We start from the raw sequence: 23,842 nt of genomic DNA, 5'->3' as shown, positions 1-23,842 counted from the left end.
ACTTTCACCGCTACCCGCATCCATGACCCTGGCCAGCCATCCCTCCCACGCCTTCCTCCCCTACCCTGACGCACCCGTCGCCAATGCGGCCAGCGGCCCCCTCGCCGGCCTGACCTTCGCCGCCAAGGACCTGTTCGACGTGGCCGGCTACCCAACCGGCGGCGGCAATCCCCATGTGCTGGCCATGTCGGGCATCAAGTCCACCACCGCGCCCACCGTGCAGCGGCTGCTGGATGCCGGTGCGGCCTTCATCGGCAAGACCCATACGGATGAGCTGGCGTTCTCGATGAACGGCAAGAATGCCCACTATGGCGCGCCGGTGAACGGCGCGGCGCCTGGGCGCATCACCGGCGGCTCGTCCTCCGGCTCGGCCTCGGCGGTGTCCAACAAGCTCTGCGACTTCGCGCTCGGCACCGACACCGGCGGCTCGGTGCGCGCGCCGGCCAGCCACTGCGGGCTGTTCGGCATCCGCCCCACGTTTGGCCGGATCTCGCTGGCGCAAACCCTGGCGCTGTGCGACAGCCTTGATACCTGCGGCTTCTTCGCGCGCGACATCGGCATCTTCGCCCGCGTAGCCGACGTGCTGCTCGGCAGCGACCCCCAGCCCCTGCCCGCCAGCCCGCGCCTGCTGCTTGCCGAAGACCTGTTCCGCTTGCCCACCGCCCCCGCGCTGGACGCACTGCTGCCGGTGGTTGGCGGCATCGAGGCCGCCTTCGGCAAGGCCTCGCCCGTCACGGTGGCGGACCGCCCGCTGGAGGACATCTGGTGGGCCTTCCGCTATGTGCAGGGCTGGGAAGCCTGGCAGACCGACGGCGCCATGATCGAGCAATACGGCCTGCAGCTCGGCCCCGACGTGGCCGCGCGGTTCGCGTTCTCCAAGGGCGTCACCGAAGCCCGGTTCGAAGCCTCCAGCGCGATTCGCCGCGCCTTTACCGCGCATCTGGCCGCGCTGCTTGGCAACGACGGCATCCTGATCCTGCCGACCATGCCCGACATCGCCCCGCTGTCCGACGCCGCCGGCGAGGAACTCGAGACCTACCGCAACCTGTCGGCGCAAACGCTGTGCCTGGCACCGCTGTCCGGCTTCCCGCACCTGAGCCTGCCGCTGGCCGGCCGCGCGGGCGCACCGCTAGGCATCTCGCTGATGGGTCCGGCCGGCAGCGACCGCAGCCTGATTGCATTTGCCGAAAAGCTGGTCGCCGCGCTAAGCTGAGCGACCACCCCGATTTCCCCAGGAGAGCCTGAATGGCCAAGATCCGCATTACCGCCGGCGGCTACCAGTTCGTCGCCGAAACCCATCCCGACGCCCCCCTCACCGTGGCGGCCTTCACCAAGCTGCTGCCCTACCGCCAAAAGCTGATCCATGTGCGCTGGAGCGGCGAAGGCTGCTGGATCCCGCTGGGCGAGTTCAAACTGGGCGTGGATTTCGAGAACCACACCAGCCACCCCTCGGTCGGCGACATCCTGTTCTATCCCGGTGGCTACAGCGAGACCGAGATCATCCTGGCGTATGGCAGCTGCTGCTTTGCCAGCAAGATGGGCCAGCTGGCCGGCAACCATTTCCTGACGATCGTGGAGGGCAAGGAGAACCTGCGCGCGCTGGGCACCAAGGTGCTGTGGGAAGGCGCGCAGGATGTCAGCTTCGAGCTGATGTGAGATAGGGCGCGTGCCCGGCGGTTCTGCCGCCAGAGCACGCCCGGGCGCGCGCTCAGCGTGCCAGCACCGCCCCGCCCGGCGCCGGCGCCTTGACCCGGAACCAGGCCGCATACAGCGCCGGCAGGAACAGCAGCGTCAGCGCCGTCGCAATCACCAGCCCGCCCATGATGGCGACCGCCATCGGCCCCCAGAACACGGAGCGCGACAGCGGGATCATGGCCAGCACGGCCGCTGCCGCGGTCAGGATGATCGGGCGGCAGCGCCGCACGGCGGATTCGACGATGGCATCCCACACCGGCTCGCCGGCACGGATGTCCTGCTCGATCTGGTCGACCAGGATCACCGAGTTGCGGATGATCATGCCGAGCAGCGCGGTGATGCCGAGCTGCGCGACGAAGCCCATCGGCGCATTCAGCAGCAGCAGCGTGGCGGCGGCGCCAATCAGGCCAAGCGGCCCGGTCAGGAACACCATCAGCGAGCGCGAGAAGCTGTGCAACTGCAGCATCAGCAGCGTAAAGATCAGGAAGATGCACAGCGGCAGCTGCGCGGCGATCGACGCGCCGGCCTTGCCGCTCTCTTCTTCCGCCCCGGCCACCGTAATGCGGTAGCCCGCCGGCAGCTGCGCGCGCAGCTTATCCAGCTTGGGATTGATCTGCGCCGTCACGGTGGGGCCCTGGATGCCTTCGACCACGTCGGCCTGCACGGTCACGCCAAAGTCGCGGTTCTCGCGCCAGATCACGCCCGGCTCGGAGCGAAAAGCGATGCGCGCGACCTGGGTCAGCGGCACCACGCGGCCGTTGGCGGTGGGCACCTGCATGTTCTGCAGGTCGGACATGGCGTCGCGCTCGTTGCGCGGCGCGCGCATCAGGATATCGATCAGCTTGTCGCCGTCGCGGTATTGCCCCACCGCCACGCCGGTCAGCACGGTCTGGGTCACCCGCGCAATCGCGGTAGTGCTGACGCCGAGCGCGCGCGCGCGGTCCTGGTCGATGTCCAGGCGCAGCACCTTGACGTTCTCGTTCCAGTTGTCGTTGACCCCCACGGTGTTGGGGTTGGCGCTCATCACCGCCCGGACCTCATCAGCCAGCTTGCGCACGCCGGCGGCGTCCGGCCCGATCACGCGGAACTGCACCGGATAGGGCACGGGCGGGCCGTTCGGCAGCAGCTTGACGCGGCCGCGCAATTGCGGGAAATCGCGCGCCAGCAGGTCCACCACGCGTTGGCGCACCCGGTCGCGCAGCGCAACTTCGGCCGGCATCACGATCACCTGCGCCACATTGGTCTGCGGGAAGATCTGGTCCAGCGGCAGGTAGAAGCGCGGCGCGCCGCTGCCAACGAAGGTGGTCAGGCTGGCAATCTCGCGGTCCCCGCGCAGCGCGGCCTCGAAGCGCTTGGCCTCGGCCTCGGTCTGCGCAAAGCTGGTGCCCTCCGGCAGCCACAGCTCCACCATCAGCTCCGGCCGGCTCGAGTCCGGGAAGAACTGCTTCTCCACAAACTTGAAGGCGTAGAGGCCAAGGCCAAAGGCCACCAGCGTGATGGCGATCACCGTCTTGCGCCACGTCACGCACCAGTGCACCAGGCGGCGGAATCGGTTGTAGAACGGCGTGTCAAACACCTCGTGCTGCTCGCCCTCGCCGGCGGGCCGCGCCTTGAGCAGCAGGTAGCCCAGGTAGGGCGTGAAGTAGACCGCGGCCAGCCACGACAGCACCAGCGCCATCGCGGTCACGGCGAAAATGGCGAAGGTGTACTCGCCCACGGTGGAGCGCGCCAGCCCCACCGGCAGGAAGCCGGCGGCGGTGATCAGCGTGCCGGTCAGCATCGGCATGGCGGTGGAGGTGTAGGCGAAGGTGGCGGCTTCCATCTTGGAGAAGCCCTCCTCCAGCTTGCGCACCATCATCTCCACCGCGATGATGGCGTCGTCGACCAGCAGCCCCAGGGCCACGATCAGCGCCCCGAGCGATATCTTGTGCAGGCCGATGCCAAAGATGTTCATGAACAGGAAGGTGACGGCGAGCACCAGCGGAATGGTCAGCGCCACCACCAGGCCCGGGCGCACGTCGATGCGCAGCGGCTTGGTATGCAGCCCGAGCGAGACAAAGCTCACGCCCAGCACGATCACCACGGCCTCGATCAGCACGTGCACGAACTCGCCCACCGACCGCTCCACGGCTTCGGGCTGGTTTTGCACCTGGTCCAGCTCGATGCCGACCGGCAATTGCCCGCGCAAACCATCCATCGCGGCACGCAGGCTCTTGCCCATGGCGATGATGTCGCCGCCGCGCTCCATCGAGATGCCCAGCCCGATCACCTCCTTGCCCTGGAAGCGCATCTTGCTGGCCGGCGGATCGACATAGCCGCGGTACACATGGGCGATATCGCCCAGGCGGATATTGGCAATGCCGTTGGGGCCGCGCAGCACCAGGTTCTCCAGGTCGGCCACGTTGGCGAACTGGCCCGACAAGCGCACCTGCAGGTTATCGCCCGGGGTCACCAGCACGCCGCTGGCGGTCATGCTGTTTTGCTGCGAGATCTGGTCGGCGATCGCATTGATGTCCAGCCCGAGCTGGGCAAAGCGCGCCTGGTTGAATTCGATGTAGACCTTCTCGTCCTGCAGCCCGATCAGCGACACCTTGGCGACGGACGGCACGCGCAGCAGTTGCTGGCGCACCAGGTCGGCGTACTCGCGCAGCTCCTTGTAGTTGAAGCCGTCGGCCGAGAGCGCGTAGATGGAGCCATACACGTCGCCAAACTCGTCATTGAAGAACGGCCCGCGCACGCCCGGCGGCAGCGTCTGCGCGATGTCGCCGACCTTCTTGCGCGCGGTGTACCAGATCTGCGCGGTGTCCTTGGCCGGCGCGGTGTCCTTGAGCTGGAAGATCACCGTGGTCTCGCCGGGCTTGGAGAAGCTGCGGATCTTGTCGGCGTAAGGCACTTCCTGCAGCTGGCGCTCGATCTTGTCGGTGACCTGCACCGCGATCTGCTCGGCGGTGGCGCCGGGCCAGAACGCCTGCACCACCATCACGCGGAAGGTGAAAGGCGGATCTTCGTCCTGACCGAGCTGGAAAAAGGCAAAGAGCCCGCCCAGCAATAGCACCACCAGCAGGTAACGGGTCAGCGGCTGGTGCTCCAGGGCCCAGCGGGACAGGTTGAAACGGGAATGATCCATGCCGGCGCCTTAGTTGCGCGCGGCCGGCGTGGACGCCACGGCCTGCAGCGGCTTGACCTTCTGCCCGGGCTTGAGCAGGTGCACGCCCGCGGTGACGATGGTCTGGCCGGGCGACAGCCCCTGCCTGACCTGGATCTCATTGCCCTGGAGCTCGCCCAATGTCACGTTGACCGGCTGCACGGCGCCCGTTGCCGCGTCGTACACCCAGACCTGGTTGCTGCCCTGCTTTTGCAGCAGCGCGGAGAGCGGCACACGCAGCGCGGCATCGTCGCCGGTACGGGTAAAGGTGACCACGGCGGTCATGCCGAACTTGAAATCGGCCGGCGGATTGGGCACGCTGACGCGCGCTGCGTAAGTGCGCGTCACCGGGTCGGCCATTGGCGAAATCTCGCGCACGCGGCCCGTCAGCGGCCGGCCGGGCTCGGCCCAGGTGCGCACGGTGACGTCGGAGATGCCGCGCAGGCGCTCGACCTGATCCTCCGGCAAGCCAACCGCGACCTCCTTCTCCGCGGTTTGCGCCACCCGCACGACCGACTGGCCGGCGGCCACGACCTGGCCAACTTCCGCTTCGATCAGGGTCACCACGCCATCGGCGTCAGCGGTCAGCACGCCGTAGCCGGTCTGGTTGGATTGGTTGCGCAGCCCCGCCTCGGCCTGGCGCAGGCGGGAGGCGGCGGAGTCAAAGGTGGCCTGGCGGCGTTGCTGCTCGGCCGCGCTGATGAACTTCTTGGCGAACAGCTCGTTGTAGCGTTTCAGATCAGCCTCGGCGAGGTCGCGGTCGGTCTTGGCCGCGTCGTACTGGGCCCGCGAACCGGCTTCCGCCAGGCCAAGGTCGGTGGGATCGAGCCGGGCAAGCGGCTGGCCCTTGCGCACGGTGGCGCCCACGTCGACCAGGCGCGCGGCGATCTTGCCCCCCACGCGAAAGCCTAGCCGCGACTCGATCCGGGGCCGCACATCGCCCGAAAACTCGTACTCCGTCTTGCCTGCGCCCGGCTGCAGCTGCATCAGGCGCACCGGGCGGATCTCCGGCGCCTTTTCTGCCTGACGGCTGCAACCCGCCAGCGCCAGCCCGCCGAGCAGCAGCAGGGTCGCCAACGCGCCGCGACTGCGCATGCGCAGACCGGCCGAGAACGCGTTCGCGCTGGAAAGCGTGGAAAAAGGCACTTCGATGGCCGCAACTTCCGGCCCGGGATAAGGCACTGGCATGAGTTAAGCGTTAGATCGGTGGCACTGTTGGGGTGGCACTGGTGGCACTGGTGGCACTGGTGGCACTGTTGGCACGGTTTGCACTGCGGCAGGCACGGCGCGGAGCGGTGGCGATTAATAACTCGCCGGTCAGTAATGTAACGGCGTGAAGCCGAAAGCGTCAAATGGCACGCGAAGGGGGATGCCGGAAACGCACTTTTCAAGCAGGCCACCCACCGTGGATCCCAAGTCGGACGCAGGAATCGCGCCGGGCGCGGCCGAATGCCGCAGCGCCGGATATCCGCGCTGGCCGAAGTGCACGGCGGCGCTCTCGCCCACGGCCGTTGCCGCCGGGAGCGCGATGTTACAATTCCGCGCGTCGCCCGCGCTGCCTTGCCACCCGCCGTGGAATGGCTTGACGGCTGGAAATCGCGGCGCTTGGCGCAGGCCCCCTGGCTAGCGCATCGCGCCATCTCGCCACACCGGCCAGCGCGCGCCGGCCAGGTTGCCGCGGCGACAGCGCAGGCATAAAGCCCCCCATAGCCCCCCATTTCACCGACCCGAGCCTGGCGTGACGCCCGATCAGTATTGCCAAGAGAAAGCCGCGCAGAGCGGCTCCAGCTTCTATTACAGCTTCCTGTTCCTGGCGCCCGAGCGGCGGCAGGCCATTACCGCCCTCTATGCCTGGTGCAGGGAGGTCGACGATGTCGTGGACGACACGCAAGACGCCAGCGTGGCTTATCAAAAGCTGGCCTGGTGGCGCAACGAGCTCGCCCAGATGTTCAACGGCGCGCCGACCCATCCCGTGGCCAAGGCGCTGCAGCCGCACGTGCAAGCCTATGGGCTGACCCAGCCGATGTTCAACGAAGTGCTCGAAGGCATGGAGATGGACCTCAACCAGTCGCGCTACCTGGATGACATCGCGCTCACGCGCTATTGCCATTGCGTGGCCGGCGTGGTCGGCACCATGAGCGCCCGCATCCTCGGCCAGACGGATCCGCGCACGCTTGAGTACGCGGAAAAGATGGGCTTGTCGCTGCAAATGGTCAATATCCTGCGCGATGTGGGCGAAGATGCCCGGCGTGGCCGGATCTACCTGCCGGTCAACACGCTGCAGCGCTTCCAGGTGCCCGTCGCCGAGATCAACCAGGCCACGCACTCCGATCGCTTCGTCACGCTGATGCGCTACCAGGCCGAGCAGGCCCGCACGCTGTACCGCGAAGCGCTGGCGCTGCTGCCCGCGGCCGATCGCCGCGCCCAGCGCGCCGGACTGGTCATGGGCGCGATCTACCAGACGCTGCTCGACGAGCTGGAGGGGAGCGAGTTCCAGGTGCTGAACCAGCGCATCTCGCTCACGCCCATGCGCAAGCTCTGGATCGCGTGGAAAACGTGGATGCGCAACCGCTGAACGCCACGTCCTGCCTTTTGCATCGCGACCTGCTTTCACTGCTTTCACTGCCTTCACTGCCTTCACTGCCTTCACTGCCTGATCTGCCCGAGCTGCCATGACCCAATCCGCCTCCCCCCTCCTCCCGCTTGGCCAGACCATTCTCGACCAGGCCGCGGCGCTGGCCCGCTTCTCGGATATGGAAGGCGGCCTGACCTGCGCCTACCTGACCCCGGCCCACCGCGCCGCGCAGGCCCAGCTAGTGGCATGGATGGAGGCAGCGGGCATGCAGGTCCGCATCGACGCCATCGGCAACGTGATCGGCCGCTACGCCGCCGATCCTGCCGCGGGTGACGGCGCGCGCGTGCTGATGACGGGCTCGCACTTCGACACCGTGCGCAACGGCGGGCGCTATGACGGCCGGCTTGGCATCCTGCTGCCCGTGGCGGTGGTTGGGGCGCTCAACGCGGCCGGCATCCGCCTGCCCTATCACTTCGAGGTCGTGGGCTTTGCCGAGGAAGAAGGCTTGCGCTTCAAGACCAGCTTCCTGGCCAGCAGCGTGCTGGCCGGCCGCTTCGACCCGGCCCTGCTGGATCGTGCCGACACCGACGGCGTAACCCTGCGCGAAGCCCTGGCCGCCTCTGGCCTGCCGGGCGCGGGCGGTGTCGATGCGCTGCGCGCCGCGGCGGTGGACCCCGCCACCCTGCATGGCTTTGTCGAAGTCCATATCGAGCAAGGCCCGGTCCTGCTGCACCACGGCCTGCCGCTTGGCGTGGTCACGCAGATTGCCGGCAGCAGCCGCTTCCAGGTCCGCGTCGAGGGCCTGGCCAGCCACGCTGGCACCACGCCCATGACCCTGCGCAAGGACGCTGCCGCGGCGGCGGCCGAGATGGTGCTGCTGGTGGAGCGGCGCTGCGGGCAGGTGCCTACGCTGGTTGGCACGGTGGGCCAGTTGCAGGTGCCGAACGGGTCGAGCAACGTCATCCCCGCCGAATGCGTGTTCTCGATGGACATCCGTGCGGGTGAAGACAGCATCCGCGAAGCCGCCATTGCCGACATCGTGGCCGGCATCCAGGCCATCGCCGAGCGTCGCGGGCTTAGCGCCGGCGTGGAACGGGTGACGCCGGTCAACAACGCGCCCTGTGCGCGCTGGCTGATGGACCAGTTCGGCGCGGTGCTCAAGAAGCGCGGGCTGGACGCGTTCGAGCTGCCCTCGGGCGCCGGCCACGACGCCATGATGATGCAGCGCATGACCGACGTGGCGATGCTGTTCGTGCGCTGCGGCAACGGCGGCATCAGCCATAACCCGCTGGAAACCATCACGGCCGACGACGCTCAGCTCGCGGCCGAGGTCTTCGTCGACTTCCTGCGGCATTTCCAGCCACGCGCCTGACCCCCACCGCGGCGCGCTTGCAGTCCCGGCACAAATCGTATTGGATGTAGGCACACCAATCGCAAGATCGAAAGATCACATCGGAGACACCGCATGGCGCACCGCGAACTATCGGTCCTGACCGAGGGACACACCTTTCTGGAAGGGCCGCGCTGGCACGATGGCCGGCTCTGGCTGTCGGATTTCTACGCCCACCGCGTGATAGCGGTGAGCCTGGACGGCGCTGTCGAACAGATTGCCGAAGTGCCGCAGCAGCCATCCGGCATGGGCTGGCTGCCAGACGGGCGCCTGCTGATTGTCTCCATGCGCGACCGCAAGCTGCTGCGCCGCGAGCCGGACGGCAGCCTCGTGGTACATGCCGACCTGTCCGGCGTGGCCAGCGGCCACCTCAACGACATGGTGGTGGACCAGCACGGGCGCGCCTACGTGGGCAATTTCGGTTTCGACCTGATGGCCGGCGCCCCGCTGCGCACGGCGAGCCTCGCGCGGGTCGACCCGGATGGCTCGGTGACCGTGGTGGCCGATGGCTTGTTCTTCCCTAACGGCTCGGTCATCACGCCGGACGGCAAGTCCCTGGTGGTGGGCGAAACCCTGGGCAATCGCATCTCGGCCTTCGATCTGCACGCGGATGGCTCGCTAGGCCCGCGCCGTGACTGGGCACGCTTCGGCAGCCAGCCGGCCGGATCGGAGCTCGGCGAGGTGCTGGGCGGCGCGAAGGTGGCGCCGGACGGGTGCGCCCAAGATGCGCAAGGTGCGCTTTGGGTGGCTGACGCCATCGGCAATCGCGTATTGCGGGTGATGCCAGGCGGGCGCATCGATGAGGAGATTGCCTGCGGGACGGGCATCTTCGCAGCCGCCCTGGGTGGCCCGCGCGGCACCACATTGTTCCTGGCCGCCGCGCCGAACTTCGACGAGGCCCAGCGGCGCGCTTCGCGCCTGGGCCATATCCTGATGACAGAAGTCGAAGTGCCGCACGCCGGCCTGCCGTGAGGCCAGGCGGCTAAGCGACTACACGGTATGGGGCTATGGGGCTATGGGGCTGAAGTAGGACGGACGCCGATACGCGCTCGCCGCGCATCGTGTCAAGCTGCACGCATGTGTGCGCGCCTGGTCCCTAGCCGCCCTGGTACATCTCCCGCCCGAGTTCGTACAGGTTCTGGCGCAGCTTGCGCCGCTCGTCGGGCGAGAGCTTGTCGTTCTGGGATGCGTGAGGCATGCGCTCGTTCATGTCACGCTCGGCGCGGTACTTTCCGGCGCGCACTCGCGCCTCGTCGCGGCTGTAGCGCTCGCGCTCGTTACGCGGGGCGGCCTCGCGGCCTGCTGGCTTGCCGGCGCCCGGGAACAAATGCGCCATGCCGGGCGATTGCGGGTAGCCCGCACTAGCGGCAAGCAACAGCGCGACAGTCGCGCCGGCACGGGAAAGGGTATGCCCGGCGCGCTTGCGGGTGACTTTCATTGATAATGGCGGTTTGGGCTTCGGAAACGGTGGTTACAGGACCGCCGGAAGCCGGACATCCAGTAGCCCCGCCTCGCCACGTCATGGCAGTGAACTACACGGCGGACGCCCACGAAATCCCCGCGGGACTGGCTACGGAAACGGTATGCGGCAGTTTAAACGCAGGGTGGATGCGCGCCTGCATACCTCGGGGTAAAGTATGTAACCTTTTGTTAAGCCATTTTGACCGAAAGCGTTTGTCGCTAAGATACCGCCATGGAAAATACCAGTCACAAGATTCTCGTCGTAGACGACGACCCCCGTCTGCGCGACCTGCTGCGCCGTTACCTTGGCGAACAGGGCTTCACCGTACTGGTAGCTGAGAACGCCACCGCGATGAACAAGCTCTGGTTGCGCGAGCGTTTCGACCTGCTAGTGCTCGACCTGATGATGCCCGGTGAAGACGGCCTGTCGATCTGCCGGCGCCTGCGCGGCGCCAACGACCAGACGCCCATCATCATGCTCACCGCCAAGGGCGAGGACGTCGACCGCATCGTCGGCCTCGAAATGGGCGCCGACGACTACCTGCCGAAGCCCTTCAACCCGCGCGAACTGATCGCGCGGATCCACGCCGTGCTGCGCCGCAAGGGCCCCGCCGAAGTCCCCGGCGCGCCCTCCGAAACCCCGGAAACCTTTGCCTTTGGCGATTTCGTGCTGAACCTCGCTACCCGCACGCTGACCAAAAATGATGAAGAGATCACCCTGACCACCGGCGAATTTTCGGTGCTCAAGGTCTTCGCCCGGCATCCGCGCCAGCCGCTGTCGCGCGAGAAGCTCATGGAAATGGCGCGCGGCCGCGAGTACGAGGTGTTCGACCGCAGCCTGGACGTGCAGATCTCACGCCTGCGCAAGCTGATCGAGCCTGATCCGGGCAACCCACGTTTCATCCAGACGGTCTGGGGCCTCGGCTACGTCTTCATCCCCGATGGCGTGAAGTAAGGCGCCGCGCATCGTGGCGACTGTCATCAGCCGCACGGCTACGCGCCTGTTCGGTTCGCTGTTCTGGCGAACCTTCATGCTGATCGCCCTCTTGCTGGCGATCTCGCTGGGTATCTGGTTCCAGAGCTATCGGCTCTTCGAACGCGCACCGCGCGCCCAGCAGATCGCCATGCAAGTGGTCAGCGTGGTCAAGCTCACGCGCGCCGCCCTGCTCTATTCCGATCCCGCGCGGCGGCGTTTCCTGCTGCTCGACCTGGTGCAAAACGAGGGCATCAAGGTCTACCCGCGCGAGAAAGACGACGATTTCTCCGTGCCCACCACGAACCCCTTCCTGACCCAGCTGGTGCAGCAGGAGATTCGCAGCCGGCTCGGCGAAGGGACCGTGATCGCCACCACCGTGAACGACATTCCCGGCGTATGGGTGAGTTTCGAGATCGAGGGCGACGATTACTGGGTGGCGATCAGCCCCGAACGGTTCGAGCGCGTGCCCGGCATCCAGTGGCTATGGTGGAGCATCGCCGCGCTATTGCTGTCGATCATCGGCGCGGCCTTTATCACGTCGCTGGTCAACCACCCGCTCAAGCGGCTGGCCAATGCGGCACGCGCCATCGGCGGCGGCGGCGACCCGCCCACCCTGCCTGAGCACGGCGCCAGCGAAGTGGCGCAGGCCAACCACAGCTTCAACCAGATGGTGCGCGACCTGCGCCAGCTCGACGACGACCGCGTCGTCATGCTGGCCGGCATCTCGCACGACCTGCGCACGCCGCTGACGCGCCTGCGGCTGGAAACCGAGATGTCCCCCGTGGATAACACCACGCGCGAGGCCATGATCGCCGACATCGAACAGATGGACGCCATCATCGGCCAGTTCCTCAACTACGCTCGCCCCGCGCTGGAAACGGTCGAACCCGTCGACCTGTCCGCACTCGTGCAAGACGCCGTCGGCGTCTACGGCGCGCACGACGACGTACGCGTCCATGTCCGCGCCGGCGACCCCGTCATGGCCGTGGCCAACCGCATGGAAGTCCAGCGGATCCTGGACAACCTGGTCGAAAATGCCCGCCGCTACGCCAAGGACGAAGACAACGGCGTCGCCGTGGTCGAGATCAGCACCCGCATCGAAGACAAGGAAGCCGTGCTGACCGTGGCCGACCATGGCAGCGGCGTGCCGGAAGCGCAATTGCCCTTGCTGACCAGGCCTTTCTACCGGCTCGATGGCGCACGCAGCGAAGCCAAGGGCGCCGGGCTGGGGATGTCGATCGTCAATCGGATCTTGCAGCGAAATGGGGGCAGGTTGATGTTGGCGAATCGGCCGCCGCCGGCAACCGGGTTGGTGGTTAGTGCGTTTTTTAGGCGGGCGTAGATCGCGATATGCTCGCTGCAACTGCAAAATCAGCTTCAATGGCTTAACTTCAAGGTCAAATTCAACTGCAGTTTCACCTCCCCTGCGGGGAGGCGACCTACTTTCTTGTCTCGCCAAGAAAGTAGGCAAAGAAGCGACCCGGATGGGGCGAAAGACTCCTCGTCGGCAGGCAAAAAGAGCGGCCGGGGGCCAAACTCACATCGCCTTAAGGCGATGCTCAGACATGGCCCCCTCTTTTCCGCTCTTTTTGCCTGCCGACGAGGCGCCCCATAACGGGAGATGAAAACCTTCACGGCTCGCTTCGCATCGCGCACGGGTGATTGCCGCCTGGGGGCGGAAATCACAGCCACACCGCATGGTGATTTGACGACATCGCGCTCGCGCTGGTTCGGCCGTGTTTCCCGCCCCCCCAGGCGGGAAACACCTAAGCGCGATGCGAAGCGAGCCGTCAAGGTTTACCTAGGCCGTATGGGGCGCCTCGGGATTTCATGAAAAGAGCGGAAAAGAGGGACCCATGTTTGAGTATCGCCTTAAGGCGATGCGAGTTTGGGTCCCGGCCGCTCTTTTCATGAAATCCCGAGGGGGTGTCGCCCCATCCGGCGCGCCTTTTTTGCCTACTTTTTTGGCAAGACAAAAAAGTAGGTCGCCGCCCCGCAGGGGTGGTGAAACTGCAGTTGCTTTTGACTTTGACTTTGACGTTAAGCAGTCGCACACACAGTCGCACGTACGGTTACCCCCAAGTTACCGCAAAATCACACCCCTCCGTACTAACCCTAATCCCCCCATCCCCCTTCATCCCACTGACAGGCTTTCGACAGCGTTTGATATCAAACTGAAAGCCATTTGACAGCGTAATGACAGCCCCCCCGGCGCAAACTTGCCGCCATTAGCAGCACCCCCAAAGACCAAGCCCAGCCAAGGCCATTTCCCGAAAAAAAGGGGAAGCCGCCTCATCTGGCGCCCGATCAAAATCAAGCCACCGGAACCAACCGGCGGCAACTGCGAGAGACACCAGCAACATGTCAAGCTCCCCCTCCCAGCAACACGGGTTCCGCACCGTGTTCCGCGTTGTCAGCGGCAACTTCCTGGAAATGTACGACTTCATGGTGTACGGCTTCTACGCCGCCGCCATCGCCAAGACGTTTTTCCCCAGCGGCAACGAGTTCGCCTCGCTGATGCTCTCGCTCGCGACCTTCGGCGCGGGCTTCCTGATGCGTCCGCTCGGCGCCATCATCCTGGGCGCGTACATCGATCACCATGGCCGCCGCAAGGGCCTGATCATGACGCTGGTCCTGATGGCGCTCGGCACCCTTCTGATCGCCTGCGTGCCGGGCTATGCGTCAATCGGCGTGGCCGCACCTTTGCTGGTGCTGGCGGGCCGGCTGCTGCAGGGCTTCTCCGCCGGCGTTGAGCTGGGCGGTGTGTCGGTGTACCTGGCGGAGATCGCCAAGCCCGGCAAGAAAGGCTTCTACGTGGCCTGGCAATCGGCCAGCCAGCAGGTGGCGGTGATCTTTGCCGGCCTGCTCGGCGTGGTGCTGCACTCGATGCTGTCGCCCGAGGAAATGGGCGAATGGGGCTGGCGCGTTCCGTTCCTGATCGGCTGCCTGATCGTGCCGTTCCTCTTCCTGATCCGCCGCTCGCTGGAAGAAACCGAAGAATTCAAGACCCGCAAGCATCGCCCCAGCATCAACGAGATCTATCGCTCGATGCTGGAGAACTGGCGCATCATCGTGGCCGGTTGCATGATGGTTGTGATGACAACGGTGTCGTTCTACATGATCACCGCGTACACGCCGACCTTCGGCAAGAACGTGCTCAAGCTCGACGACGTCGACAACCTGATCGTCACCATGTGCGTGGGGCTGTCCAACTTCATCTGGCTGCCGCTGATGGGTGCCTTGTCGGACCGCGTGGGCCGCAAGCCGCTGCTGGTGATCTTCACCATCCTCACATTGCTCACGGCCTATCCGGCGGTGTCCTGGCTGGTGGCGGAGCCGTCGTTCAGCCGCCTGCTGATGGTCGAGCTGTGGCTGTCTTTCCTGTACGGCAGCTACAACGGCGCGATGGTGGTGACCCTGACCGAAGTGATGCCGCCCGCGGTGCGCACGGCGGGCTTCTCGCTGGCGTATAGCCTGGCCACGGCCCTGTTCGGCGGCTTCACGCCGGCCATCTCGACCTACCTGATCCACAGCACCGGCAACAAGGCCGCGCCTGGCCTGTGGCTGATGTTTGCCGCTGCATGCGGGCTGATCGCCACGCTGGTGATTTTCCGCGGCGGACGGCAGCATGCCTACGTCGAGCCCGCGGCCAAGGCTGCCTGAGGTTCACGAGGACGGCCCTGCTGGGGTAGACTCGCCGTTCCGGCAGGGCGGCTGCGAACAACGCGGCTGACATCGCGCGGCAATATGACGGCGCCAAGATCACTAGCCGGCGCCCGCGCTTGCCGGATGTGCGGCGCCCCGCGCTTGGCTATCGGGCTCTTTGAGAATATCAATTAGCCCCGCCCCCCGGGGATGACGCATAATCCATGTTCGTTGCGCGGCAGCCTGGTCCTATCCGTTGGTGATGGCCCGGCTTGCAACGCGAGCGTCTCTCTTCAACCGTATCCAGGAGCAGTCTATGAAGACCGTTGGTGACAAGATCGAAGCCTTCCACGTCGTCGGCGTCAAGCCGGGTTTCAACAACCATGAAGAGAACGGCCAGTCGGCTTTTGAAGACATCACCGAAAAGTCGTTCGAGGGCAAGTGGAAGATCATTTACTTCTACCCGAAGGACTTCACCTTCGTGTGCCCGACCGAAATCGTTGCTTTCGCCAAGCTCAACGGCGACTTCGCCGACCGCGACGCGATCGTGCTGGGTGGCTCGACCGACAACGAATTCGTGAAGCTGGCATGGCGCCGTGAGCACAAGGACCTGAACAAGCTGGACCAATGGCAATTCGCCGACGTGACCGGCTCGCTGATCGACCAGCTCGGCGTGCGTGACCGCGCTGCCGGCGTCGCGCTGCGCGCTACCTTCATCGTCGATCCGGACAATGTCATCCAGCACGTGTCGGTGAACAACCTGAACGTCGGCCGTAACCCGGACGAAGTGCTGCGTATCCTCGACGGCCTGCAAACCGACGAGCTGTGCCCGTGCAACCGCACTGTTGGCGGTGCCACGCTGTAAGCTGTCGACCAGCTGGCATGCTGCACAAACTGCCGGTGAGTGATTGCCGGCGATTTGTGACGATCTGCGCGCCGGGCTTCGGCCCGCGCCTCAAAACCCGCCAAGGCGGGTTTTTTGAGACCTTACCGATAGGAGATTTGTATGGAATTCCTCAGCACGATTAAAGGCCTTATTCCTGACTACGCCAAGGATATCCGCCTGAACCTCGATGGCACCATCGCCCGCTCCTCGCTCGAGGGCAACGATGCGGTGGCCGTGGCGCTGGCCGCGGCGTTTGCCGCCAAGAGCCGCGTGATCGTCGACGCGATCCGCAACGCGGGCGTGCTGTCGCCCGAGGAAACCAATGCCGTGCTCACCGCCTCCGCGCTGATGGGCATGAACAACGTCTGGTATCCGTTCGTGGAAATGGCCGACGACCAGGATCTCGCGACGCAACCGGCCGGCCTGCGCATGAATGCATACGCCACGCACGGCGGCGTGGACAAGCGCCGCTTCGAGATGTACGCGCTGGCCGCATCCATCGTCGGCAAATGCCATTTCTGCATCAAGTCGCACTATGCGCTGCTCAAGAACGAGCAAGGCATGACCGCGCAGCAGCTGCGCGACGTGGGCCGCATTGCCGCCGTGGTCGTGGCGGCTGCCAACGTCATCGCGGCGGAATAAGGCCGTATCGAGGCCTTGCGGGTAGCACGCGCCGGCCCGGCACGGCCCCGCATGATGCTTCCGGTACTTCCCCGAAAGCCCCGCGGCGCAAGGCCGGCGGGGCTTGCCCGGCATGGCGCGCGCGTCAGCGCAAGCCTGTTGCCAGCGCGCCTAGTCGGTAATTCACTGACTGCATTTGTGCACCGAAGGGCCTACAATCCAGCAAGGTCACAGCCTTCACCACCTCTGCCATGAGCACCCTTCCTTCGCATACCTCCCCCCGCTTTCACTACCGCCTCGCCACCGTGCAGGACTGGGGCGACATTGCCGCCGTGACCCAGCAAGCCTATGGGCAATATGAGCTGGAGATCATGGAGGATTGCCGCGAATCCTTCCAGCAAGGCATGAAAACCGTGCTGGCCGCATCGACTTCGGAAATGGAATGGTGGGTGGCGGAAACCGATCACGGCATCAGCGGCGCGGTGTTGTTCTGCCATCCCGGCGCCACGTTGCAGGCGCTGGACGGCAGCACCATCACGCTCGCCTTGCCGGAAGCCCGGCTGCTCGCGGTCAGCCCGCAGGCACGCGGGCTGGGCCTTGGCCGCACGCTGATGCAGGTCTGCATCCAGCGCGCGCGCGATATCGGCGCCGGCGCGCTGCTGGTGCGCACCATGCCGGAAATGAAATCCGCCAACCAGCTGTGCCAGCAGATGGGTTTTGTCAAACGCACCGAAGCCGGTGCGCGCTCGGGCCCGATGGCCCGGCTGATCGACTACGTCTACGCGCTCCCGCCCGAAGCCGCTGGCGCAACCGGGGCGGCCGCCGGAGGCTGAGCGCGCTGCGCCCAGCCCTGCACCAACGCAACGCCGCGCCAGCCCCGCATCAATCCTGCGGGGAGACGATCGTGCCGCGCCAGATCAGCACCACGGCTTGCGCAACGATACCTTCCTGACGCCCCTCGAAGCCCAGCTTCTCATTGGTCTTGGCCTTGACGTTGCAGCTGGCGGCAGCCAAGCCCAGGTCCTCCGCCAGGTTCGCCACCATGGCGCCGATATGCGGCGCCAGCTTCGGCGCCTGCGCGATCACCGTCGCATCCACGTTGCCAATTTCATAGCCGGCCTCGCGCACGCGCCGCGCGGCCTCGCGCAGCAGCACACGGCTGTCCGCGCCGGCAAAACGCGGATCGGTGTCGGGAAAGTGGCGGCCAATGTCGCCCAGGCCGGCCGCGCCGAACAGCGCATCGGTGATGGCGTGGAGCAGCGCGTCCGCATCGGAATGGCCCAGCAGGCCGCGGTCATGGGGAATGTCCACGCCGCCCAGGATGAGCTTGCGGCCCGGCACCAGCGCGTGCACGTCATAGCCTTGGCCGACGCGGATATCGAATGGGGTCATGGGAGCAATTCTCCTTCAGGATCGGAACGGGGGATGGATAGGAATGAATAGGAATCGGTGGGGATGGCAGGTAATGTACGAGGATGACGGTCAGGGCATGCCAGCACCCTCACCCAGCAACAGTTCGGCCAGCGCGAAATCCTCGGGGTAGGTCACTTTGAAATTGCGCAGCGAGCCATTGACCAGGCGCGGATGCAGGCCCAGCCGCTCGATCGCGCTGGCCTCGTCGGTCACCACGGCACCCGCGGCCAGCGCTTCCTGCAGCGCCTGGCGCAACACACCCAGGCGGAACATCTGCGGGGTCTGCGCCTGCCACAAGCCCTCGCGCGAGACCGTGGCGCCGATGCGCACCACGGCCGCCGGCTGTCCGCCAGGGGGCGCATCGGCGCGCTTGAGCGTATCGGGCACCGGCACCGCCAGGATGCCGCCGATGGCGGCGTCGGGGCCGTCTTCGTCCGCGCCGTCGCCCTCCACCGCGCGCACCAGCGCGTGGATCATGGCGGGCGTCAGGCCCGGGCGGGCCGCGTCATGCACCAGCACCCAGTCACGGTCCGTGGCGCCAAGTTGCGCCAGGTGATGCAGGCCGGCCAGCACCGAGGCATGGCGCGTATCGCCGCCCACGAAGGCAGTGTCAAAACGCAGGCCGGCAAACGCCGCCGCGCCGAAGCGGGACTCCAGCGGCATATCGTCGGGCGCCAGCACCAGCGCGGTGGCGCTGATGGCATCGCAGGCGGCAAAAGCGGCGAGCGCGTACCAGATCATCGGCCGGCCGGCCACGGTCTGGTATTGCTTGGGCAGGCTGCCGCCCGCGCGGCTGCCGGTACCGGCACAGGGAATCAGGGCAAATCGGCGAGCAGACACGGATAGCGTGAGGGACAAGGTAAGCGCCCTGCCAGGAGCACGGCGCAAGGCTTCAGGGCCCCCGCCATGGGCGGGGGAGCGGGAAGCGCGGCATTGAAAACGCGGATTCGGAGCGCATTCTATAATACGGCCTTCGCTCGCGGACATGCGGGCGTCGATCAGCGCGAGCGCCCCGCCGGGCGCCGCATGCTTCGTCCACTCCCCGCCCGCGACGCCGGCGGGGTGTCGCCGTTGCATCGCCGCGCTCTTTTTGCCCCACAACGCCTGAAAGCCGCCAACAAGCCAGCCCGTACCCGATGCCTGAAGCCAATCGCCCCGCCCCCTTCGCCAACCTCCCCTTGGTCAAGGCCGGCCAGCGTTATACCGTGTCCGGCCTGCCTGGCTCCGCCGACGCCTTGGCGCTGGCCGCCTACGCCAGCCAGCACCGCGGGCGTGTGCCGATGCTGGCAGTGGTGTGCGCCAACGCGGTCGACGCGCAGCGGCTGGCCGAGGAAATCCCCTGGTTCGCGCCCGGCCTGCGGGTGCGCCTGCTGCCCGACTGGGAGACCTTGCCGTACGACAGCTTCTCGCCGCACCAGGACCTGGTCTCGGAGCGGCTCGCCACGCTGCACGACATCCAGGGCGGCCAGTGCGACATCATGCTGGTGCCGGCGCAGACCGCGCTGTACCGGCTGGCGCCGCCCGCTTTCCTCGCGGCCTACACCTTCTTCTTCAAGCAGGGCGAGAAGCTGGACGAAGCCGCGCTCAAGGCGCAGTTCACGCTGGCCGGCTACGAGCATGTCAGCGCCGTGATGCGGCCCGGCGAGTACAGCGTGCGCGGCGGCCTGATCGACCTGTTCCCGATGGGCTCGCCGCTGCCGTACCGGATCGACCTGTTCGGCGACGAGATCGAAACCATCCGCGCCTTCGATCCCGATACGCAGCGCAGCCTGTACCCCGTGAAGGAAGTGCGCTTGCTGCCGGGCCGCGAGTTCCCGCTCGACGACGCCGCACGCACCGCGTTTCGCGGCCGCTGGCGCGAACTGTTCGAAGGCGATCCGAGCAAATCGACGATCTACAAGGACATTGGCAATGGCGTGCCGTCGGCCGGCATCGAGTACTACCTGCCGTTGTTCTTCGAAAGCTCGGCCACCGTCTTCGATTACCTGCCTGCCAACAGCCAGCTCGCCTTTGCCGGCGATGTGCCTGACGCCATCCGCCGCTTCTGGGCCGACACCACGCAGCGCTACAACTTCATGCGCCATGACCGCGAGCGGCCGCTGCTGCCGCCCGCCGCGCTGTTCCTGTCGGAAGAGCAGTTCTTCGCGGGCGCAAAGCCGCTGGCGCGGCTCGTATTGCAAGGCACCGCGACCGGCGACACCGTGCCACTGGCTGAGTCCCTGCCCGATGTCTCGGTCAACCGGCGCGCGGAAGATCCGCTAGTCAACCTGGAAGCGTTGCTGCTGAAAAAAGACCGGCGCGTGCTGATGTGCGCGGATTCCGCCGGACGGCGCGAAACGTTGCTGCAACTGTTCGGCGAAAGCGGGCTGCGCCCGCAGCCGATCGATGATTACGCCGCCTTCCTGGCGGGAGATTCGCATTTCTCCATCGTGGTGGCGCCGCTGCAAAGCGGCTTTGCCGTGCCCGGCGCGCAAGGCATCGAGCCGCTGGCCTTTGTCACCGAGGCCGAGCTGTATGCCGGCACCGCGCGCCGCACGGGCCGGCGCAAGCAGGAACAAGCCAGCGCCGTCGACTCGATGGTGCGCGACCTGGCCGAGCTCAAGATCGGCGATCCGGTCGTGCACAGCGAGCATGGCATTGGCCGCTACCAGGGCCTGGTTTCGCTGGACCTGGGCCAGGGCGAGGAGGAATTCCTGCACCTGGACTACGAGAAAGGCAGCAAGCTGTACGTGCCGGTGCACCAGTTGCATGTGATCTCGCGCTACTCCGGCGCCGATCCGGACACCGCGCCGCTGCACTCGCTGGGCTCCGGCCAGTGGGACCGCGCCAAGCGCCGCGCCGCGCAGCAGATCCGCGACACCGCCGCGGAGCTGCTCAACCTGTACGCGCGCCGCGCCTTGCGTCAGGGCCATGCCTTCGAGCTGACGCCCAGGGACTACGAGAAGTTTGCCGAGAGCTTCGGCTTCGAGGAAACGCCGGACCAGGCCGCGGCCATCGCCGCGGTGATCGCCGACATGACCTCGGGCAAGCCGATGGACCGGCTGGTGTGCGGCGACGTGGGCTTCGGCAAGACCGAAGTCGCATTGCGCGCCGCCTTCGTCGCGGTCATGGGCGGCAAGCAGGTGGCCATCCTGGCGCCCACCACGCTGCTGGCCGAGCAGCATTTCCAGAATCTATCCGACCGCTTCGCCGAATGGCCGGTGCGCATCGTGGAGCTGTCGCGCTTCAAGACCAAGAAAGAGATCGACGGCGCCATCAAGCAGATCAACGACGGCACCGCCGACATCGTGATCGGCACCCACAAGATGCTGTCGGACGACGTCAGGTTCCAGCGCCTGGGGCTGGTCGTCATCGATGAGGAACACCGCTTTGGCGTGCGCCAGAAGGAAATGCTGAAGACCCTGCGCGCCGAGGTCGACGTGCTCACGCTGACCGCCACACCGATTCCCCGCACGCTGGGCATGGCGCTCGAAGGCCTGCGCGACTTCTCCGTGATCGCCACCGCGCCGCAAAAGCGCCTGGCCATCAAGACCTTCGTGCGCCGCGAGGAAGACGGCGTGGTGCGCGAGGCCATCCTGCGCGAGCTCAAGCGCGGCGGACAGGTCTACTTCCTGCACAACGAGGTCGACACCATCGAGAACAAGCGCGCCAAGCTCGCCGAGCTGGTGCCGGAAGCACGCATCGCGGTGGCGCACGGGCAGATGCACGAGCGAGAGCTGGAGCGCGTGATGCGTGACTTCGTGGCACGGCGCGACAACATCCTGCTGTGCACCACCATCATCGAGACCGGCATCGACGTGCCGACCGCCAACACCATCCTGATCCACCGCTCCGACAAATTCGGCCTGGCGCAGCTGCACCAGCTGCGCGGCCGCGTCGGGCGCTCACACCACCAGGCCTATGCCTACATGCTGGTGCACGATGTCGAAGGCCTGAGCAAGCTGGCGCAGCGCCGGCTCGAAGCCATCCAGCAGATGGAGGAACTGGGCTCGGGCTTCTACCTGGCCATGCACGACCTGGAAATCCGCGGCGCGGGCGAAGTGCTGGGCGACAAGCAATCGGGCGAGATCCACGAGATCGGCTTCCAGCTCTACACCGACATGCTCAACGCCGCCGTCAAGTCGCTCAAGGCCGGCAAGGAACCGGACCTGATGGCGCCGCTGGCCGTGACCACCGAAATCAACCTGGGCACCCCGGCCCTGCTGCCCAGCGACTATTGCACCGACGTGCACGAGCGCCTCTCGCTATACAAGCGCCTGGCCAATTGCGAGACGGCCGAGCGCGTGGACGATATCCAGGAAGAACTGATCGACCGCTTCGGCCGCCTGCCGCCGCAGGCGCAAGCGCTGATCGAAACGCACCGCCTGCGCATCACCGCGGTGCCGCTGGGCGTGCGCAAGATCGACGCCAGCGACGCGGCCATCAGCATGCAGTTCCTGCCCAACCCGCCGATCGACGCCATGAAGATCATCGAGCTGGTGCAGAAGAACCGCCATATCAAGCTGGCCGGCCAGGACAAGCTGCGCATCGAGGCCAAGATGCCGGATGTGGCAGTGCGCGCGCAGACCATCAAGCACACCCTGCGCCAGCTGGCCTGATTGGCCTGATTGGCCTGAATGGCCTGATCATTGCTCCACAGTACCCGTTTGCGGCGCGCCGGCGCCGCGGCGGGCCACGATGGTGCACCGTGCATGGACCGACGGGCCAGCACGGTGTAGCATCATTTACTTAACACGTTACCCAAAGCCAACCGCCATGCAAGCCGATACCCTCAGCAAGCCTGCCGATGCCGCAACCCGCGGCAGCGCGCTCGACTGGACCCAGCGCCTGGTCAGCTACGACACCACCAGCCGTCACTCCAACCTCGGCCTGATCGAAGCGGTGCGCGATCATTTCCTGGCCAAGGGCCTGCGTCCCCATCTGAGCTACAACCCGCAGGGCGACAAGGCCAACCTGTTCGTCACCGTGCCCGCCGCCGATGGCAGCACCGATGGCGGCATCGTGCTGTCGGGCCATACCGACGTGGTGCCGGTGGACGGCCAGAACTGGACCACCGACCCGTTCAAGCCGGTGATCCGCGATGGCCGCCTGTACGGGCGCGGCACCTGCGACATGAAGGGCTTCATCGGCACCAGCCTGGCGCTGCTGCCCACGCTGCTCGAGGCCAGGCTGCGTGAGCCGGTGCACTATGCGCTGTCCTTCGACGAAGAGATCGGCTGCATGGGCGCCCCCTACCTGCTGGCGGAACTGCGCGAACGCGGCGTGACCCCGGGCGGCTGCATCGTCGGCGAGCCTACCAGCATGCGCGTGATCGTCGCGCACAAGGGCATCAACGCCTACCGCTGCTGCGTCAAGGGCCAGGCCGCGCATTCGTCGCTCACGCCCAAGGGCGTCAACGCCATCGAGTACGCCGCCCGCCTGATCTGCCATATCCGCGACATCGCTGACGAGTTCAAGGCCAACGGCCCCTACGACCGCGACTTCGACGTGCCCTTCACCACGGCCCAGACCGGCACCATCCACGGCGGCATCGCGCTCAACACCATTCCGGCGCTGTGCGAGTTCGTGTTCGAATTCCGTAACCTGCCGGGCGTCGATCCGGAAGCCATCTTTGCCCGCATCCAGGGCTACGCCAACGACGTGCTGCTGCCGAAAATGCGCGCCGAGCATGCCGACGCGGGCCTGACCATCAACAAGATCGCCGCCGCGCCCTCGCTCGACGTGGCCGAGCAGGCCGCCATCACGCAGCTGGTGCGCGCGCTGACCGCCGACCGCGACGTCAACAAGGTCGCCTACGGCACCGAGGCCGGCCTGTTCCAGCGCGCCGGCATCCCGGCCGTGGTGTGCGGCCCCGGCGATATCGAGCAGGCCCACAAGCCCGACGAGTTCGTCGCGCTGGACCAGCTCGCCGCCTGCGAAGCCTTCCTGCACAAGGTGGTCGACAGCCTGCGCGTGAACTAAGCCGTTTTCCTCGTTTTCCGTTGTAGCCGGCCCGCTAACCCTGCGGGCCGGTGGTTGCGTCATGTCCAAAAATA

The 23,842-nt window shown here is 66.4% G+C and carries 18 protein-coding genes; 13 read left to right on the top strand and 5 right to left on the bottom strand.

The genetic code is table 11. The features are described from left to right. Nucleotides 1-22 precede the first annotated feature (22 nt). A complete protein-coding gene (locus ACX12D_RS07810; protein WP_459373538.1) occupies nucleotides 23-1,213 on the top strand; it encodes an amidase in 1,191 nt (396 codons plus the stop codon). Between the two features lie 32 nt (nucleotides 1,214-1,245). Next, nucleotides 1,246-1,656 carry a DUF3830 family protein gene (locus ACX12D_RS07805; protein ID WP_441630750.1) on the top strand — a complete coding sequence of 137 codons (411 nt, stop codon included), beginning with the start codon at nucleotides 1,246-1,248 and terminating at the stop codon, nucleotides 1,654-1,656. Nucleotides 1,657-1,708: 52 nt separating this feature from the next. Here the strand turns inward: ACX12D_RS07805 and ACX12D_RS07800 are convergent, their stop codons facing one another. Both ACX12D_RS07800 and ACX12D_RS07795 read right to left on the bottom strand, forming a co-directional pair. Beyond that, nucleotides 1,709-4,822, bottom strand: a complete 3,114-nt coding sequence (locus tag ACX12D_RS07800; protein ID WP_459373537.1) for an efflux RND transporter permease subunit — start codon at nucleotides 4,820-4,822, stop codon at nucleotides 1,709-1,711. 9 nt (nucleotides 4,823-4,831) lie between these two features. Next, nucleotides 4,832-6,028: an efflux RND transporter periplasmic adaptor subunit gene (locus ACX12D_RS07795; protein WP_459373536.1), complete on the bottom strand. Its 1,197-nt coding sequence runs from the start codon at nucleotides 6,026-6,028 to the stop codon at nucleotides 4,832-4,834. Between the two features lie 550 nt (nucleotides 6,029-6,578). On the opposite strand from ACX12D_RS07795, the gene hpnD reads away from it, so the two are divergent. The 3 genes from hpnD to ACX12D_RS07780 all read left to right on the top strand — a co-directional run bounded on the left by hpnD (nucleotide 6,579) and on the right by ACX12D_RS07780 (nucleotide 9,777). After that, on the top strand, nucleotides 6,579-7,415 hold the full coding sequence (hpnD, locus tag ACX12D_RS07790; RefSeq protein WP_459373534.1) for a presqualene diphosphate synthase HpnD: 837 nt from the start codon (nucleotides 6,579-6,581) through the stop codon (nucleotides 7,413-7,415). Between the two features lie 97 nt (nucleotides 7,416-7,512). Further along, nucleotides 7,513-8,787, top strand: a complete 1,275-nt coding sequence (locus ACX12D_RS07785; RefSeq protein ID WP_459373533.1) for a Zn-dependent hydrolase — start codon at nucleotides 7,513-7,515, stop codon at nucleotides 8,785-8,787. A 93-nt stretch (nucleotides 8,788-8,880) separates the two neighbouring features. Next, nucleotides 8,881-9,777, top strand: coding sequence for an SMP-30/gluconolactonase/LRE family protein (locus ACX12D_RS07780; RefSeq protein WP_459373532.1), 897 nt, complete (start codon nucleotides 8,881-8,883; stop codon nucleotides 9,775-9,777). 124 nt (nucleotides 9,778-9,901) lie between these two features. Here ACX12D_RS07780 and ACX12D_RS07775 read toward each other — a convergent pair whose 3' ends face one another. Then, a complete protein-coding gene (locus ACX12D_RS07775) occupies nucleotides 9,902-10,243 on the bottom strand; it encodes a KH domain-containing protein (protein WP_459373530.1) in 342 nt (113 codons plus the stop codon). A 255-nt stretch (nucleotides 10,244-10,498) separates the two neighbouring features. Between ACX12D_RS07775 and ompR the strand changes: the two genes are divergently transcribed. The 6 genes from ompR to ACX12D_RS07745 all read left to right on the top strand — a co-directional run bounded on the left by ompR (nucleotide 10,499) and on the right by ACX12D_RS07745 (nucleotide 17,227). Beyond that, a complete protein-coding gene (gene ompR, locus ACX12D_RS07770) occupies nucleotides 10,499-11,221 on the top strand; it encodes an osmolarity response regulator transcription factor OmpR (protein ID WP_006576352.1) in 723 nt (240 codons plus the stop codon). A 13-nt stretch (nucleotides 11,222-11,234) separates the two neighbouring features. Beyond that, the gene (locus ACX12D_RS07765) at nucleotides 11,235-12,584 is read left to right on the top strand and encodes a sensor histidine kinase (RefSeq protein WP_150990620.1); all 1,350 of its coding nucleotides are present in this window, start codon (nucleotides 11,235-11,237) and stop codon (nucleotides 12,582-12,584) included. A 1,019-nt stretch (nucleotides 12,585-13,603) separates the two neighbouring features. Further along, complete coding sequence (gene tcuC / locus ACX12D_RS07760; RefSeq protein ID WP_459373529.1) at nucleotides 13,604-14,905, top strand: tricarballylate/proton symporter TcuC; 1,302 nt, start codon at nucleotides 13,604-13,606, stop codon at nucleotides 14,903-14,905. A 298-nt stretch (nucleotides 14,906-15,203) separates the two neighbouring features. Continuing rightward, nucleotides 15,204-15,752: a peroxiredoxin gene (locus ACX12D_RS07755; protein ID WP_441630735.1), complete on the top strand. Its 549-nt coding sequence runs from the start codon at nucleotides 15,204-15,206 to the stop codon at nucleotides 15,750-15,752. Between the two features lie 141 nt (nucleotides 15,753-15,893). Then, nucleotides 15,894-16,415 (top strand): carboxymuconolactone decarboxylase family protein, encoded by a 522-nt coding sequence (locus ACX12D_RS07750; protein WP_006155913.1) that lies wholly within the window; start codon nucleotides 15,894-15,896, stop codon nucleotides 16,413-16,415. 230 nt (nucleotides 16,416-16,645) lie between these two features. Then, complete coding sequence (locus ACX12D_RS07745) at nucleotides 16,646-17,227, top strand: GNAT family N-acetyltransferase (protein ID WP_459373528.1); 582 nt, start codon at nucleotides 16,646-16,648, stop codon at nucleotides 17,225-17,227. A 49-nt stretch (nucleotides 17,228-17,276) separates the two neighbouring features. Here the strand turns inward: ACX12D_RS07745 and ispF are convergent, their stop codons facing one another. Then, nucleotides 17,277-17,786, bottom strand: coding sequence for a 2-C-methyl-D-erythritol 2,4-cyclodiphosphate synthase (gene ispF, locus ACX12D_RS07740; protein WP_150987634.1), 510 nt, complete (start codon nucleotides 17,784-17,786; stop codon nucleotides 17,277-17,279). Nucleotides 17,787-17,876: 90 nt separating this feature from the next. Beyond that, nucleotides 17,877-18,647, bottom strand: a complete 771-nt coding sequence (gene ispD / locus ACX12D_RS07735; RefSeq protein WP_441630730.1) for a 2-C-methyl-D-erythritol 4-phosphate cytidylyltransferase — start codon at nucleotides 18,645-18,647, stop codon at nucleotides 17,877-17,879. Nucleotides 18,648-18,943: 296 nt separating this feature from the next. On the opposite strand from ispD, the gene mfd reads away from it, so the two are divergent. After that, nucleotides 18,944-22,405 carry a transcription-repair coupling factor gene (mfd, locus tag ACX12D_RS07730; RefSeq protein ID WP_459373527.1) on the top strand — a complete coding sequence of 1,154 codons (3,462 nt, stop codon included), beginning with the start codon at nucleotides 18,944-18,946 and terminating at the stop codon, nucleotides 22,403-22,405. Between the two features lie 157 nt (nucleotides 22,406-22,562). Further along, nucleotides 22,563-23,768, top strand: coding sequence for an acetylornithine deacetylase (argE, locus tag ACX12D_RS07725; RefSeq protein ID WP_174424473.1), 1,206 nt, complete (start codon nucleotides 22,563-22,565; stop codon nucleotides 23,766-23,768). Nucleotides 23,769-23,842 lie beyond the last annotated feature (74 nt).

Source organism: Cupriavidus sp. PET2-C1 (assembly GCF_054515855.1).
This window is presented reverse-complemented; position numbering and strand designations above follow the sequence as displayed.

Bases quoted from the DNA above. Each gene is read 5' to 3' on its own strand.
- ACX12D_RS07785 (WP_459373533.1), top strand. From the start codon at position 7,513: ATGACCCAATCCGCCTCCCCCCTCCTCCCGCTTGGCCAGACCATTCTC.
- ACX12D_RS07795 (WP_459373536.1), bottom strand. From the start codon at position 6,028: ATGCCAGTGCCTTATCCCGGGCCGGAAGTTGCGGCCATCGAAGTGCCT.
- ACX12D_RS07780 (WP_459373532.1), top strand. From the start codon at position 8,881: ATGGCGCACCGCGAACTATCGGTCCTGACCGAGGGACACACCTTTCTG.
- ACX12D_RS07775 (WP_459373530.1), bottom strand. From the start codon at position 10,243: ATGAAAGTCACCCGCAAGCGCGCCGGGCATACCCTTTCCCGTGCCGGC.
- tcuC (WP_459373529.1), top strand. From the start codon at position 13,604: ATGTCAAGCTCCCCCTCCCAGCAACACGGGTTCCGCACCGTGTTCCGC.
- ACX12D_RS07755 (WP_441630735.1), top strand. From the start codon at position 15,204: ATGAAGACCGTTGGTGACAAGATCGAAGCCTTCCACGTCGTCGGCGTC.
- argE (WP_174424473.1), top strand. From the start codon at position 22,563: ATGCAAGCCGATACCCTCAGCAAGCCTGCCGATGCCGCAACCCGCGGC.
- ompR (WP_006576352.1), top strand. From the start codon at position 10,499: ATGGAAAATACCAGTCACAAGATTCTCGTCGTAGACGACGACCCCCGT.
- mfd (WP_459373527.1), top strand. From the start codon at position 18,944: ATGCCTGAAGCCAATCGCCCCGCCCCCTTCGCCAACCTCCCCTTGGTC.
- ACX12D_RS07745 (WP_459373528.1), top strand. From the start codon at position 16,646: ATGAGCACCCTTCCTTCGCATACCTCCCCCCGCTTTCACTACCGCCTC.
- ispF (WP_150987634.1), bottom strand. From the start codon at position 17,786: ATGACCCCATTCGATATCCGCGTCGGCCAAGGCTATGACGTGCACGCG.
- ACX12D_RS07805 (WP_441630750.1), top strand. From the start codon at position 1,246: ATGGCCAAGATCCGCATTACCGCCGGCGGCTACCAGTTCGTCGCCGAA.
- ACX12D_RS07800 (WP_459373537.1), bottom strand. From the start codon at position 4,822: ATGGATCATTCCCGTTTCAACCTGTCCCGCTGGGCCCTGGAGCACCAG.
- ACX12D_RS07810 (WP_459373538.1), top strand. From the start codon at position 23: ATGACCCTGGCCAGCCATCCCTCCCACGCCTTCCTCCCCTACCCTGAC.
- ACX12D_RS07750 (WP_006155913.1), top strand. From the start codon at position 15,894: ATGGAATTCCTCAGCACGATTAAAGGCCTTATTCCTGACTACGCCAAG.